The sequence below is a fragment of the Candidatus Poriferisodalis sp. genome, assembly GCF_965221945.1.
Classification (GTDB): Bacteria; Actinomycetota; Acidimicrobiia; order Acidimicrobiales; family Poriferisodalaceae; genus Poriferisodalis.
Genome location: NZ_OZ244925.1, coordinates 3,729,325 through 3,744,904 on the forward strand (window position 1 = coordinate 3,729,325; position 15,580 = coordinate 3,744,904).

Genomic DNA, 15,580 nt, shown 5'->3' on the forward strand with positions numbered 1-15,580 from the left:
ACCGTTAGCTGATGCACGAGGCACACGCCTACGCTCTTTGTCATGGCACGCGCGGTGTCTCTTCCGATTTCCGAGGATCTCGCTGAACGTCTGCGCGCCGAGGGTGAGGCGAGCGACCTACCGCCGCCCGTGTTGGCCGCCTCGCTCATGGATGAGGGCCTGAAGACCCGCCAGTTCCCCGGCATCGTGTACATGGACGGTCCATCGGGACGCCGGGCCAGCTTGGCCGACGGTCCGGATGTCTGGCAGATCATTCGGGCGCTGCAGGAAGTGCCGGCGGACCAGCACGACCCTGTCGAAACCGTCTGCATCGAGTCGGATTTGCATGAGCGGCAGGTAGATCTCGCTGTCCGCTTCTTCGAGGCTTACCCCGATGAGATCGAGGCAAAGATCGAAGACAACCGTGCTGCTGCCACGCTCATCGACGAGATGATCGCAGAGCGCGATCAGGCAGTAGCGCAAGGAAATACAGCGAAGTACAAGCGAGCCAAGACGCAGCGCAGCTACTCGGGTCCAAGTCTCTAATCCGCGAATGCGGTGGCTTCTTGATGAGATGTTGCCGTACGCAACCGCGGACATCCTTAACGAACAAGGCCACGATGCCGTGAGCGTCGCCGAGACCGAACTGCGGTCCGCTGCCGATGAAGTGGTCTACGCGACGGCCGTGGAACAAGGCCGCGTCGTGGTCACCGAGGACGAAGGCGATTTTGGACGCATCCTGAGGCAGGCGTTTGAAGCGGGTGACACAGTGGTTCCTGTGGTCGTGGTTCGCAGGACCCGGCTCGGCCGTGGTGGTGCGATGCCGAACAACTTGGCCAGAGCACTGCATAGCTGGTCGGTCGACAATCCCGAGCCCTTTCTCGGTGCTCACTATCTGGATGCACGCCATCATTAGTTGAAGCGAGGGCGGCGCTGTTTCCGATGAAGAGCGCACATCACGACATGGCTAACGTCGGTGGCATGGTTTGGCTCCATCGGCGTCGTGATCTCCGGTTACGACCACTCTCGGACCTGCACGATGAGTTCTCGGCACGGCCACATGCCCAATCGATGCTGGACGACGCTGAAGACGAGTTGGCGAAGCGTGGGCGCCTGAGTGTTCCGCACGCGGACCAGCGGTCCTGAACAACAACGGCACAGATCGGGGCTGCCAGCTCCCGGGCCGGCCATCGCTAGGCGATCTGCCAGATAACCCTCCAGCGAATCGAAGCTGGGCTGGGCCTGCGGGGTGTAAGAAGCCAGCGCCGATATTCATTCGAACGGCCAGTGTGCGGCAGGCAACACGCTTATGGAGTTTCGCGCCTGGTTCAGTCGATGGATCCTCGTGGGACGACCCACTCGCATTGTTGGCCGGTCACCTCTGCGATGAAGTCGTAGTCCTTGTCGTAGTGCAGCACAGTGAGCTGTTCGACTTCTGCTGCCGCCGCGATCAGCAGGTCAGGGATCGACCTTCCTTTCAAGCCCCGCTCCGCAAGCAGGCGCTGCGTTTGACGAGCACGACGTACATGATCGGCCGACGTCTCGATCAAGTGCAGTTCGTCGAGACTGTTTGCCAACTTTTCCCATTCGTCGACGTCGCGAGCCGAGAAGCCGATCTCTAGGTCGCTGATGCCCGCACGTGCTGCGCGGCCTGCGGCGACGAGCGGCTCGGCCACCGCGCGAATAGCGTCAGACGACAGCCTGGTCAGCACACTGGTGTCGAATATGTGAGTCAGCTCCACGCGCTCTTACGGTCCTCGAACTCAAAGTCCGCCAGGGTGTCGAGTGCTTTCGTGACCCGTTGCGGCTCACTTGCGTCCTTGATTTGAGGCAGCTCTGACTCCGAGCCATGCGTGCGATGCGCACCTAAGGGCCAGCCGCCTTGGGCTTCGATGATGTCGTCGATCTGGTGCATGATGCGCGGTGTCTCGGCGAGGGCAGCGCAGATTCGTTGGTAGGTCTGAATGTCCTCGAAGTCGAGGACGCGTCCCTTGCGGTCTTGGAGCCACTTCTTTGCCGGCTGGTACCCGCCGATGGTGAATTCCCATGCCTGAGGCGAGACGCCCTCGAAGTGCTGATCCCGGTTGATCCAGACTCGACCGGGTGCATCGTCCGCCGGTCCGCTGTAGCGGACGCCCTCTACCTTTCCAGTTCCTGGCACCGCGAAGGACGGCTTGTCGTCTCCATCTGCGTCCATCAGGTGGAGCGACACGAGCTCTGCGCCGAGTCCCGCCAGGCCAGCAAACAGATCTCGACTTCGCGGCAGCGGGACGCGCGGGAAATCTGACTTCAAGAAGTCGGCGTATCGGCGTCTGTATTCCGGACTGTGGAGCACTGCGTAGATGTAGTGAAAGGCGTCCTCTGGCCCGAACGTCGACTCCAGATCGCCTGGGTTGTCCGGGGCGAAGCGCATTCCGACCGAAACTGCAAACGCCTCGGTGAACTCCGGTGCAAGATTCGGTGAGCGTTGGTCGGCACCGAGGCCCATTCCATCACCACCTTGTGGGTACAAGTACAGGGGGAACAGGCAGTTGCCGCCTCGCCGGAACAGATTGAAGTCCGTCGGCGCATTCACGGCGATCGCAACATCCCAGCTGCTGGACCCGACGACGTTGCCTGCGCGACCAGCTGCCAGGCCAAGATTCGACCCGGCCAACATGTGATGCATGACATCCGATCGCGGCCTGCAAATGAAGCCGCTGGCCGTACCCGTGTAGTACGTGGCCCTGACGTCGAACGGCCGGTAGAGAATCGGCTTGACGTGCTCATTCGCATCGGCATGTGACCGGATGTCTTCTTGCGCAGATGTGACCTTCCAGTCTTGGGAGTCTTCCCCGAGTTCGTATTGTTGCCGCGCTGCATCTCCGGTGAGACTGGTGAAGGCCTCGGCGACGCGGCGCATGTCGTCTTCGGTCCACTGGATAGCGATCTTGTCCCGTGCCGTCACGATGCCCACCGAATTCACCTGTGCGATGTCCGTAAGTTTCCAGCCAGCTTCGAATTCGTCGAGCAGGGCATAGTCGCGCGGCACGAAGAAGTAGTCCGGCGCGCGGGGCGAAACTTCCCGCCACGGGGTGCTAGCGATGTCGTTCTCAGCCAGCCACGCGTACTTCCCCGATTTCTCGTCGCCCCGCTTGCCCCAGAGATCGGCATGCATGACTTTCGCTAGGCCTCCAAGGCTGTCACCGTGCCTGACGAAGATCCCGATTGCGACGCCTTGCTGGATGTCGAAGACGTTCTGGTCGGGGCCTCCGTCTGGGGTTTGTTCCCTTCGCTTGGAGTTGCCGTGCAGGTCGAGCAGCCAGATCTCGTCAAAGGTCTCCATGAGCGACTGGCGCATCCCGCGGAACGTCGGATTGTCGAGGTAGCTGTGATTCGTGACGAAGCCGAGCACGCCCTCACCGGTCTGCCCGATACGCCACTGCGCGAATCGTATGAACTTCACGTAGTCGTCATTGAGCCACTTTGGATTGCGCTCGTCGAGCGGCTCGCCGTCGACCGTGAAGTAGCTCTCCGGGTCCTCGGCGACTCGGCCTCGCAGCAGATCGTTGATCCACGGGCCCTTGTTCGCCGAATGACCTGAGTAGGGCGGATTGCCGATGACCACCATCACCGGATGGTCGCGCTTGATTGCGTCGGCATCGCGAGCCTCGCGGACGATTTCGCTGGCGAACATTGGCCCGCTTGCGGTCTCGTGCGCCTCAGCAAGGGAGTTTGTGAGGTACACGCCCAATCGTTCCCCTTCGGGCATGACGAACTGGTCAGACTCGCCGCTGATTTCCAGAGCGAGCTTCAGGTGGCAAATGGCGTACGGCGCCATCAGCAGTTCGAACCCGAACAAGCGCGGTAGCAAGTGCTTCTGTACGTATGGCTCCCAAGCACCAGCAAGTCCAGTGTCAGCGAGACTGGTGCGGACATGCGACACGACCTCGCGAAGAAACGTGCCCGTGCCAGCCGCCGGATCAAGGATTAAGACCTTCGGGAGCTTGCGCGTCTGTCCGTCTTCTGCGGACAACTCCACTTCGGCAGTATCAGCTAGACCGGCGTTCAGCCCAAATCGCTCGCGTAGCAGCCAATCGACGCTTCGGACGATGTACGAAACGACTGGTTCCGGCGTGTAGAAGACGCCGCGCAGCTCGCGAAGCTTCGGATCGTAGGCAGCCAAGAAGTCCTCGTAGAAGTGAACGACGGGGTCTTCTTGGCGCGTGGGCCTCCCGAAACCCTCCAAGATCGCTGCCATGTCGGCGCGTGCGAGCAGCAGGGCCAAGTCGTCAATGATCCATGCGATGCGAGCGTCGGTGTTGGGTCCGGCGATGTGCCCGAAGACATCTCGCAGGAACGGCGTGGTCTGCGCGAATACCGCCGACTGCCGAGTGAACGCCGCTGGCTGCCCATCATGGAGGCACCGCGCAGCGAAGAGTCCGTAAGCGGCCGTCTGCGCTTGCAGGTCGGCGAAGTCGCGAATGCTGAGATTGTTGATCAGCACCTCTCGATAGCTCGCCAGCAGTCCTGTCAACGCTGAGGCACTACCGGCATCGTGCGTCAGGAGCTGTTCGATGGTGTTACGCAGCAGCCTCGTCTTGGATGCCATGCGCCTGGCGAGGTCAGCTGGCTCTCCGACAACGGGCACTTCGGCATCGAAGAAGTCGGTGAACAACTCTCGTACGGAATCGTCGCCGCCAGTTTCCACGGACAGGCGCCCAGCGCTGTCGAGCTGTCCAAGCCTTGCCTTGGCGCGCAGTTCTCCGTTCGCGAACCAACGGAACTCCAAGTAGTCGGTGAGGATGAGATTGGGCAGTGCCTCGCGGTACCGCTGGAGCTGCTCGCTTTCCTCTTCGGCATCGAGATTTGTGCCGATGTCCTTGCACTCGACATGTCCGATGGGAACCTGCTGTTGCTCGACAACGAAGTCGGGCGCGCCGTAGTCCGCGTGCGTCGGCTCGTTGATCGCATCGACCCCTTTGCCGCCAACATCCTTCAGCAGCTTCTGCAGCGCGGGCCGGTAACTGTGCTCGGTCGCCTGTCCACTGCTGAAAGTCCTACGCAGGGATCGGCGGTACTCGGCGAACGGCACTGGGAACTCCTCGACATCGCGAATGGACAACGTGAGTCTCGCCTCAGGGTGTCACATGGTCTCCCAAGTAGCGGGACGACTCACGAGAGGATGGACTCACGGTGAGGAGCTTGAATTCACGCGACTCCCCGCCGGCTACAAGGACCCCACACTGCGAACCTGAGAAATACCTGAACGTACGCACGGTGATGGCGTGCGTAGAGTTGCCCGTCGGTTGTCAAAATCCTGGAGGCTCCGTGTCTGTCTTGGCTCCGCCCATTCACGCCGCGGCGCAAGCCATTGCGGCATCGAAGATCTATGGCTCGGGGGACACCGCCGTGCGTGCCCTTGACGCCATCGACGTGTCGTTCGAACAAGGCCGTTTCACGGCGATCATGGGCCCGTCTGGCTCGGGCAAGTCCACGCTGATGCACTGCATGGCAGGTCTCGACACGGTGACCTCGGGTCAGGTGCTCATCGGCGATGTCGATCTGTCGCAGCTGTCCGAGCGCGACCTGACGTTGCTGCGTCGTGACGCCGTCGGGTTCGTCTTCCAAGCGTTCAACCTGGTGCCGACCCTGTCCGCAATCGAGAACATCACGTTGCCGATGGACCTCGCCGGTGCGAAAGGCGACGGCGACTGGATCGACGAGGTCGTCGACGCCACCGGTCTGGCCGACCGTGTGCGCCACCGACCCAATGAGCTGTCAGGTGGCCAGCAGCAGCGCGTCGCCGTGGCTCGCGCACTGGCAGGGCGGCCGCAGATCATCTTCGCCGACGAGCCGACAGGCAACCTCGACTCCAACACCAGCGCGGAAATCCTGAGCTTCGTGAAGCGGGCCGTGACCGAGATGGGTCAGACCGTGGTGATGGTCACCCACGACGCGGTGTCCGCTTCCTACGCCGACCGGGTGGTGTTTCTCGTCGACGGCAAGATCGTCGACGAGCTCGCCGACCCGACACCGGAGCGCATTCGCGCACACATGAACCAGCTCGGCGCCTGACTGGCGTTCGACGAGACGAGCTGTCGCCATGCTGCGCCTAGGCCTGAAATCGCTTCTGGCCAACAAGATCCGATTCGCGCTCACCGCGAGCACCATCACCATCGGCGTCGCGTTCGTTGTCGCAGCGTTCGTGACCGCCGATTCGCTGCGTGACACGTTCGGCGATCTCGCCGAGGACATCAACACGGGCACGGAGTTCACGATCCGAGGACAGCTGGCCTTCGGCGACCTCACCGAGGGTGACCCGCCGCCCGTGCCCGAGAACTTGGTCGAGAGCGTCCTCGCCGTTGAGGGCGTCGCCGCAGCAGAAGGCGGCTTCTTCGTGGACGGCGTCGTCCCCGTGGACGGCAGTGGCGTGGCGGTCACCACCTTCGGGCCGCCCGTCGCGGGCGCCAACTGGACCGTCGACGAAACGATCTCGCAGTTCTTTCTGATCACCGGCGAGCGACCGGTCGGGATGACGGAATTCGCGCTCGACGTGGGCACCTTCGCCGACTACGACTTCGAGCTCGGCGAGCACTACGAGGTCATCACACCAACGGGGCCTCGCACGTTCACGCTGACCGGCACGATGCAGTTCGGCTTCCCAGACAATGCGGGCGTCGGCGCCACGTTCTCTATCTTCGACAAGGAGACGGCGCAGGAAGTCCTCGGCTACGGCGACGAGTTCGATCAGATCGGCGTGCGTGTCGAACCAGGCGCAGACCTCGCAGCGGTCGAGCAACAGCTCTCCGCAGTGCTGCCCGACGGCGTCGAGATCATCAGCGCCTCCGACGCCACAGAAGAGTTCAGCGACGCCTTCGAGACCTTCATCGGGCCGCTGCAGACAATCCTGCTGGCGTTCGCCTTTGTGGTGCTGTTTGTCAGCGCATTCATCATCTCGAACACGTTCAACATCGTGCTGGGCCAGCGGGTTCGTGAGCTGTCGCTGCTGCGGGCCGTCGGTGCGACGCCGCGCCAGGTGCGCCGCTCGGTGCTGACCGAGTCGTTCGCCATCGGCGTCGTCGCGTCGGTCGTGGGCCTCGGACTGGGCATGGCGGGCGCGCTGGGGATACGTGCAATATTCTCGACGTTCGCCGAAGGGCTGCCGGCGGGGTCGTTGCCGCTCAGTCTTCGGACGGTGATCTGGGCAGCCGTCGTCGGCGTCGGCTTCACCGTGATGGCGTCGCTGGTGCCCGCTATCAAGGCGTCGCGCATCTCGCCGATGGCCGGCCTGCACGACGAGTACGCCAGCACATCCCGGCAGGGCAACGTGATGCGCCCCGTCGTCGGGGCGGTGCTGTTGGCAGCAGGCCTGGCACTCACCGGGTGGGCACTGTTCGGAGACTTCGACAGTGCAACGCCTCAGCTGATCACCCTCGCCGCCGGCGGCGCGATCGTCTTCATTGCCGTGGCCGTGCTCAGCCCGTTGGTTGCCGGAGCCATCGTGGGCGCCATTTCCCGACCGTTGCCCGGGTTGTTGGGCACACCCGGCCAGCTCGCGCGCAACAATTCGATCCGCAATCCTCGGCGCACGGCGGCTACGGCGGTCGCGCTGACGATTGGCCTGTCGCTGGTGACGATGGTCGCAGTGATGGCCGAGTCGCTCAAGGTGTCGTTCGGCGAGCGGTTCAGCACCGCAGTGACGGCCGACTTCGTCATCACCGCCAACACTCAAGCCGGTCTGCCCAAACCCGCGGGCTCCGAGCTTCGTGCAGCAGGCATCGGCACGGTCGTCGCTTTCGATTTTGACCGGGTGGAGCTCACGGGACTGCGTGACGTCGACGGGTTCGTCACCGAGCTCATCACGGATATGACGGCGGTCGACGTGGCAGGACTAGGCGAGGTCGCCGACCTCGACATCACCGCCGGCTCGCTGGGCGGGTTCGACCCCGCAGCGGGCTTGCTGATCCATGAAGATGCTGCTGCCGACTACGGCCTCGACATCGGCGACGAAGTTGTGCTGGGTTTCGTGAGCGGTGACTCCAGGGTGGTCTCGGTGGAGGCTGTCTTCACCCGGAATGCACTGTGGAGCAACTGGATCATCGACCAGTCGTTGTACGCCGAGGTGTCGACGGCTTCGTTCGACGACATCTTGCTGGTGGCGACCACGATTGATGATCCCGAAGCTGCCCGCGCATCAGTCGACCAGGTGCTCGAGACCTATCCGCAAGCCGACGTCGACGACCGCCAGGAATTCCAGGCCGGCATCGAGTCGAACCTCGACACCGTGCTCGTGATTTCCACGGTGTTCTTGGGCTTTGCGCTCCTCATCGCGCTGATCGGCATTGTCAACACGTTGACGCTGTCGGTGTTCGAGCGGACCCGTGAGATCGGGTTGATGCGCGCTGTCGGCATGACCGGCCGCCAGCTGCGCCGCATGATTCGATGGGAAGCCGTCGCTGTCGCCCTGTACGGGGCGCTTGTCGGCCTGGTCCTCGGCTTGGCATTCGGCATCGCCACGATCGCCGCGATCCCCGACGACATCATCGGCACCGTGGCAGTGCCGATTGTGTGGCTTGTCGTGTTCCTGGTGCTCTCACTGGTGTTTGGGCTGATCGCAGCGCTGTTCCCCGCGTTCCGGGCGAGCAGGATGAACGTGCTCGCCGCCATCGCGGACGAATAGGGCATCGAGGGACGACACCGGCAAGGCTGGGCAGGGAAGGGTGAAGCAGTGCTGAAGCTCGCCCTGCGGAACCTGTTCGAGAAGAAGATCCGCTTTGTCCTGACCACGTTGTCGGTGGTCATGGGCGTGATGTTCGTGGTCGGGACGTTCGTGCTGACCGACAGCCTGCGATCTGCCTTCGGCGATCTGGCCCAGGACATCGCCGGCGAGACCGACTTGACGGTGCGGGCGTTCCAGGACATCGGCAACGAGGCCGACCGTCCGACGGTGCCCGACTCGCTGATGGCAGAGATTGCCGCAGTCGACGGCGTGGCCGAGGCTGTCGGAAACGTCGCGGCGCTCAACGTCGTCATCATCGACGACGAGGGGGAGTCCATCCGGCCGCAAGGACCGCCAGCGCTGGGACTCAGCTTCTCGCCGCAGAACCTCTACGTCATCGAGGGGCGCGAGCCGGCTGGCCCCGGCGAGTTCGTCGTGGATGCCACGACGGTCGAGCGGAACGACCTGGCGGTCGGGAGGATCTACGACGTCCATGGCCCGCTCAGCGCGGAGCCATTCCGACTGGTGGGCGTGTTCAACTTCGGCTCGCCGGAATCCAACACGAGTCTCGGTCAGACGATGTCGGTCTTCGATCTGCGTACGGCGCAGCGGTTCCTGGGCTTCGAGGATGAAGTCGCCGAGATCCGCATCGGGGTCGATCCGGGCGTCGATCCCGAAGAAGTCCGCTCGTCGATCGAGGAATTGCTGGCGAGCCATCCGGATCAGTACCGATCAGGCCAGTACGAAGTCATCACCCGTGAGGTCACCGCGCAGGAGCAGGAGGACCAGTTCGAGAGCGCCGTCGACATCTTCAGCGCGATCCTGCTGGTCTTCGCGTTCATCGCCGTGTTCGTGTCGGCGTTCATCATCAACAACACGTTCCAGATCATCGTCAGCCAGCGAGTACGCGAGATCGGGCTGTGGCGGGCCATTGGTGTGACGCCCCGACAGGTGTCGCGGTCGATCGTCATCGAATCGGCACTGGTGGGCTTGATCAGCACCGCCATCGGCATTGCCGGCGGCATGGTGCTCAGCGTCGTCATGCGCGCCGTGATCCGTGCGGGCGGGTTCTCGCTGCCTGCCGGGCCGCTGGCGCTGCGCCCTCGCACGCTGGTGCTGGCGATCGTCATCGGATTCGGCGTCACGATGGCAGCATCGATCGTTCCCGCTGTGCGCTCACGACGGATCGCACCGGTTGCCGCGCTGGCGCACGACTACCGCATCGACACGGGCGGACTGCGGCGCCGCATGGTCCTCGGAACCACCGTCACGGGAATCGGTCTCATCTGCTTGGCGCTGGGCATGTTCGCCGACCTCGATACCGAACCCGTGCTCGCGCTGACCGGCGTCGGCGCGCTTGTCACTTTCGTCGGCATCAACATCGGCAGCCCAGTGATCGCCCGACCGGTCGCCCGAGGGCTCGGCCGTCCGATACAGGCGCTGTTCGGCGTTCCGGGCAAGCTCGCCCGTGAGAACGCAGCGCGCAGCCCCCGGCGCACCGCATCGACTGCGGGTGCGCTCATGATCGGCTTGGCGCTGGTGTCAATCGCTGCCGTGGTCGGCGCATCGGTGCGCAAGACCGTGGTCGAGACGCTGTCCGACGCCGTCAGGTCCGACTACTTCGTACAGACAGAGCAAGCCGGTTTCGATCCGTCGGCCGGCTTCTCCGCCCAGGTGGCGGACGACCTCGATGCTCTAGACGTCATTGACAGCACCACCTCGCTGCGCGTGGCGTTCGGCGGCATGAACGTTGGCGGTGAGAGCCGCGACATCGTCACGACCGATTTCGACGTCGTGGAGGATCACTTCGACGGCAATGTCGTCTCTGGCGGCTTCGCTGGCTCGGACCCGCGTGCGAGCGTGGCGTTGCATGTCGATCCTGCCGGGGATCTGGGCGTCGCCGTCGGGGACACGCTGGAGGCGACCTTCCCCGACAACGAGACCGACACGCTGACGGTGGCGGCGATCTACACCGACGCTGTCATCTACGGCAATTGGGTCATTGACAACGTCGTGTGGGACGAGCACTTCGGGCGTCGCGATGTCCGGTTCGTGAGCGTGACCGTCGCGGGCATGCGCGAGCTGACGGCGGAGAACTCTCCCGACCTGAGCACCGAGGCACTCGCCCAGCGCCGCTCCGAACTGCTCGAACGCAGCCGCGTTGAGGTGGAAAAGGTGATGGCGGCGTACCCGGGCGTGAAGGCGGAGAACCGGGTGGAATTTCGCGAGAGCCAAGAGAGATTGCTAGATTCCTTCCTCGCCACGATTACCGGGCTATTGGGCCTTGCACTGGTGATCGCGCTGGTGGGCATCACCAACACGCTGGCGCTGTCGGTATTCGAGCGGACCCGCGAGATCGGCTTGCTGCGCGCCGTGGGCATGACCCGGCGGCAGCTCCGCCGGGCGGTGCGGTGGGAGGCTGCCATCGTGGCGACTTTCGGCGGGCTGCTGGGCGTCATGGTCGGCGTGGTACTTGGCGTCGCAGCCGCACTGGCGTTGCCCGATTCGTTCGTGACCGACGTCGACGTGCCTGTCGGATCACTGGTGATCTATGTGGCCGTCTCTGCGCTGGCAGGCCTGCTGGCAGCGGTGTTGCCAGCCCGCCGCGCCGGCCGAATGAACATCCTCGATGCCATCGCACACGAGTAGCTGCCATGCGGCTCTGGAGCCGGGAACCGGTGGCTCATGACCCCGCATGCGGTCGGTTTCCGGCGCGGTTTCTAGAATGCCGCAATGACGTGCCCTGCTTGCGCTACCGAGGTCCCGCAGGGCGCACGTTTCTGTCCGAGCTGCGGCAACCTGCTCGTGCAGACCGAGGAACGTCGTGTGGTCACGGTGCTGTTCGCCGATCTGGTCGGGTTCACCTCGATGGGCGAGTCCGCCGACCCCGAAGAGCTGAAGCATCTCGTCGATCAATGCTTCCAGCGGCTCGTGGGCGATGTCACCGCGTTCGGAGGCACCGTCGACAAGATCATTGGCGACGCGATCCTTGCCCTGTTCGGCGCGCCCACAGCGCACGAGGACGATCCCGAGCGGGCGCTGCGCGCCGCGTTCCGGATGCGTCGATCGCTGGAGGCGTTCAGTGCCGAGCGCCGCATGGACCTCCAGATGCGCATCGGCATCAACACGGGTGAAGTGCTGGTGGGCGCCCTGCGAGCCGGCGGCGACTACACGGCAATGGGTGACACCGTCAACATCGCGAGCCGTCTCCAGACCATCGCCGAAGCGGGCGAAGTGCTGGTGGGAGACGCCACCCAGGCAGCCACGGTGGGCATCGTCGAGTACACGCCGCGGGGCGAGATCGGCCTGCGGGGTCGCGACGAGCCCGTGACGGTGTTCGCGGCCAGCGGCGAGCTGGCGCCGCCAGGCCGCCGCCGCAGTGCGTCGCTGTCGCCGCTGGTGGGGCGCGACCTCGAGAGCGCCCTGCTGGACTCTGCGATCGACACCGCCGTGGCTCGGCGGCGCGCTCAGCTGTGCCAGATCGTGGGCGAAGCCGGCATGGGCAAGACTCGCCTGGCTCGTGAGGCGGCGGAAGGCACCGTGGAGCGTCACAGCGCGATGGTGCTCGAGAGCATGGCGCTGCCCTATGACGAGACCAACCCGCTGCGCTGCCTGGGCGATGCCATCGCGGCCGCTGCGGGGGTGAACGCCAGCGATTCGACGGTGCTGGCCACCAGGCGCATCTCGTCGCTCGTGGCCGATGTCCTGCAGAGCACAAACGGCAACTCGAACGGCGTTGCCAGCTCATCCGACGCCGTCACGTTCGAGGAGATCGACGAGATCACCGATGTGGTGCTGGCCGTGCTCGGGCGGGTCGGCACCGGCGATCCCGCCGAGATCGAATGGCGCGCCGAGGCTACGTTCCGTTCCCTGCGTCGATTCCTTGGGGCGTTGGCACGGCGCCAGCCCGTGGTGCTGCTGCTCAGCGATGTGCATTGGGCAGAGGAACGGCTGCTCAGAGTCCTCGAACAGCTGCTGGCGGCACTGGCCAACCAGCCCTTCATCGTCATCACGACGGCTCGCTGGAACATGGACGAGCATCGCTGGACGGTTCCGCCGGGCCGCCACAGCACGGTGGTGCTGAATCTCGACGCGCTCAGTCGTGAGGCCACCGCCGACCTGGTGGCCGAGTTGCTGGGCGTGAGCGTTCCCAATCACGTGGCTGAGCAGCTCTATGAGCGCAGCGGGGGCAACCCCTTCTTCCTGGAAGAAATGTGCGTCCTGCTGCGCGAGTCGGGCGTGGTGGGTCCCGGCGCTCGGCCAGACCACGAGGAACGCTCGCTGGCGGAAATGCCCGACACGCTGCGAGGACTGGTTGCGGCCCGCCTCGACACGCTCAGCCCACCCGAACGCCGTCTGGTGGACGCCGCGTCGGTGATCGGCGGTGGCGGTTCGATCAGCGAGCTGCTGGAGATGACGGCATCGCCCGAACCCGACCCCAACGCAGAATTGGACTCAGCGATATTTCAGCGACTGGTCGACAAGGACATCTTCACGAGCGAGGCAGACGGCTGGACGTTCCGCAGCGACGTGGTACGCGACGTTGCCTACAGCATGCTGACCAAGGCCGGGCGGGCAGAGCGGCACCTCGATGTCGCGCTGTGGTTGGCACAGAACCGCGAGGATCCCTCCAGCGAGTCGGTCGGGCTGATCGCCGATCACTTCGCTTCGGCCGTCGAGCTGGGCGCAGGTGCCGACGAGCGAGACAACCGAGATCGTGACGCCTTCGAAGGCGGCATGACTGAGGTGGCGATCGAGTGGCTCGGCCGGGCCGGCCGGTGGGCCGCGGCCCGCGACAGCCACTACGCATCGGCGCAGTTCTACCGCCGCGCCATCGAAATGCTCGGTGACGCCGACCCGCGGCTTATCGACATGGCACTGGGCCGGGCCGCGGCCCGGCTGAGGCTCGGCGAGCTGCATGGTGCCCGGGCCGATGCCGAGCTGGCACGGGCCATGGCAACCCTGAACGGCAACCGGGTTGCCGCGGCGCATGGTTTGCGGGTGCTGGGCGAAGTAGCGCTCGCCGGCGACGAACATGGCGCCGCCGACAAGCTGCTGGCCGACGCGCTGGATCAGTTCCGCACCATGGGCGAAGTGCGCGAGGCCGCCGAGTCGCTGCGGCTGCGAGGACTTGCGTCGCTGCGGGCGGGCGATTACGCACGTGCCGACCGCTACATCAACGAGGCAAACGGCACCTTCGCCCATCTCGGCGACGAGAGCGGCGTGGCGTGGTGCCTGCAGAACCTGGCGTGGCTGTCATTCGAGCAGGGCTTGATCTCCGAGGCCGGTCGCCGGCTGACCACCGCAATCGAACGATTCATCGACTTGGGCGACACCGTCGGCTTGGCGACCGCCGAAGGCCTGCTGGCGTTCCTGCGGTTCCACTCGGGCGATCGCGACGAGGCCGAGGAGCTGGCCGGCTCGGTGCACACCATTGCCCACGAGCGGGGTGAGCGGTTCACCGAGGCGATGATGGATCTGCTGCTGGCGTCGCTCGGGCTGTGGTCGGGGCGGGCGCTCGCAGCTGTGGAACGGGCTCGCGCCGCCGAACAGGTCTTCCGCGATGTCCACAGCGACTTCGGCGTCGTGCAGGCGCTGGGCCTGCTGGGCCGGTCGTACGCCGCAGTGGGCGAACTCCAGCGCAGCCGGGCGGTGCTGGCGGAGTGCTTCCAGCGGGCCAGCGACATGCCAGGTCGTCCGCTCGAAGGATTCGCCCGGGCGGTCCGAGCGGGTGCAGCGGTCCAGATGGGGCACCCAGAAACAGTCACGGACGATCTGGTGCGCGCCGGCTGGGACCGGACGTCTGGGCGCGATCCGCACGCTGGAGCGAGCCAGCCCGAGCCCACGAAGCGAGCCGAGCGGACCGCAGTGATCGGCCTGCTCGACCTGCAGGTCTCCCTAGGGCTCGCGCTGTTGCAGCTGGGCCGGCCGGCGGACGCGATCACAGCACTCGAAGCCGTGAGCTCGGACGACCTGCCTTCCACCTACCTGCACTCCAGCTTGGCCATCGCGTATGCGGCCGTCGGGCGCACGATCGACGCGTTGGAGCAGTCCCGATTCGCCATGGCAAGCGGCACCGGCACCTATCTCGACATGCGCACCGCCCTCGTGGCCCGTGCGCTCGCGCATGCGCGCGACGCCGATCGGCCGGCGATGGAGGCTGCGTTCGAGCAGGCCTTGGTGCTCATCGACGCCACCGACAGCCGGCTCAGCCAAGCGGTGGTACGGCTGGCCCGCGCCATCGGCCACGAGTCGTTCGAAGCGCCCGACACGGCAGCGCTGCGCTCGGATGCGGAGGTGGCGATGGCCCAGCTCGGCGCACGCCCGAGCGGCTGGGAAACGGCGTTCCGGCTGGCCGCGGGCCTCGAAGCAGCGGCACCCTCTATCACCGGCCCGCTGCCCGAGGCGATTCCGTTTCCCGGAGAGACGGACCTGTAGGGTCGCCGCATGTCTGCGCAGGTTCAGGGCGGAAGGGTGCTGATTGCGAAGCTCGGTCTCGACGGCCACGACCGCGGGGTCAAGGTCGTGGCCCGGATGCTGCGAGACGCTGGCTTCGAGGTGATCTACACCGGCCTGTTCCAGACCCCCGAGAGCGTGGTCGCGGCCGCCATCGACGAGGACGTGGACGCCATCGGGGTTTCCATGCTGTCGGGCGCCCATGAGGCATTGATGCCGCTGGTTGTCCAACGCCTGCGCGAAGCGGGCGCCGAGGGCATCCCGGTCATTCTCGGCGGCATCGTGCCCGGTGCTGACCTCGAGGCGATGGCTGAGGCCGGCGTGGCAGCGGTGCTGACCCCGGGCGCCACCTCCGATGAAGTAGTGGCCGCCGTGCGTGGCGCCATCGACCGATCTCGCGAGTGACAACCTGAGTGTTGGCTGAGCAAATACCGGCCTACCGGC

At 65.1% G+C, this 15,580-nt stretch carries 9 protein-coding genes; 7 read left to right on the forward strand and 2 right to left on the reverse strand.

Going from position 1 to position 15,580, the window contains the following annotated elements; all coding sequences use genetic code 11:
- Positions 1-42: 42 nt before the first annotated feature.
- Both ACOQPH_RS17435 and ACOQPH_RS17440 read left to right on the forward strand, forming a co-directional pair.
- Positions 43-525 carry a hypothetical protein gene (locus tag ACOQPH_RS17435; RefSeq protein WP_420622577.1) on the forward strand — a complete coding sequence of 161 codons (483 nt, stop codon included), beginning with the start codon at positions 43-45 and terminating at the stop codon, positions 523-525.
- A 7-nt stretch (positions 526-532) separates the two neighbouring features.
- Positions 533-895, forward strand: a complete 363-nt coding sequence (locus ACOQPH_RS17440; RefSeq protein WP_420622578.1) for a DUF5615 family PIN-like protein — start codon at positions 533-535, stop codon at positions 893-895.
- Between the two features lie 412 nt (positions 896-1,307).
- Here ACOQPH_RS17440 and ACOQPH_RS17445 read toward each other — a convergent pair whose 3' ends face one another.
- Together ACOQPH_RS17445 and ACOQPH_RS17450 are read right to left on the reverse strand one after the other, a co-directional pair.
- Positions 1,308-1,721 carry a PIN domain-containing protein gene (locus tag ACOQPH_RS17445; RefSeq protein WP_420622579.1) on the reverse strand — a complete coding sequence of 138 codons (414 nt, stop codon included), beginning with the start codon at positions 1,719-1,721 and terminating at the stop codon, positions 1,308-1,310.
- Positions 1,712-5,083 carry a type ISP restriction/modification enzyme gene (locus ACOQPH_RS17450; protein WP_420622580.1) on the reverse strand — a complete coding sequence of 1,124 codons (3,372 nt, stop codon included), beginning with the start codon at positions 5,081-5,083 and terminating at the stop codon, positions 1,712-1,714. The genes ACOQPH_RS17445 and ACOQPH_RS17450 overlap by 10 nt, the downstream gene beginning before the upstream one ends.
- A 215-nt stretch (positions 5,084-5,298) precedes the next feature.
- Here ACOQPH_RS17450 and ACOQPH_RS17455 point away from each other — a divergent pair, with 215 nt between their 5' ends.
- The 5 genes from ACOQPH_RS17455 (at position 5,299) to ACOQPH_RS17475 (ending at position 15,541) form a co-directional block, all read left to right on the forward strand.
- A complete protein-coding gene (locus ACOQPH_RS17455) occupies positions 5,299-6,036 on the forward strand; it encodes an ABC transporter ATP-binding protein (RefSeq protein WP_420624382.1) in 738 nt (245 codons plus the stop codon).
- Positions 6,037-6,064: 28 nt separating this feature from the next.
- Positions 6,065-8,641, forward strand: coding sequence for an ABC transporter permease (locus tag ACOQPH_RS17460; protein ID WP_420622581.1), 2,577 nt, complete (start codon positions 6,065-6,067; stop codon positions 8,639-8,641).
- Positions 8,642-8,689: 48 nt separating this feature from the next.
- Positions 8,690-11,329, forward strand: a complete 2,640-nt coding sequence (locus tag ACOQPH_RS17465) for an ABC transporter permease (protein ID WP_420622582.1) — start codon at positions 8,690-8,692, stop codon at positions 11,327-11,329.
- An 84-nt stretch (positions 11,330-11,413) separates the two neighbouring features.
- Complete coding sequence (locus ACOQPH_RS17470; RefSeq protein ID WP_420622583.1) at positions 11,414-15,118, forward strand: adenylate/guanylate cyclase domain-containing protein; 3,705 nt, start codon at positions 11,414-11,416, stop codon at positions 15,116-15,118.
- A 9-nt stretch (positions 15,119-15,127) separates the two neighbouring features.
- The gene (locus tag ACOQPH_RS17475) at positions 15,128-15,541 is read left to right on the forward strand and encodes a cobalamin B12-binding domain-containing protein (RefSeq protein ID WP_420622584.1); all 414 of its coding nucleotides are present in this window, start codon (positions 15,128-15,130) and stop codon (positions 15,539-15,541) included.
- Positions 15,542-15,580 lie beyond the last annotated feature (39 nt).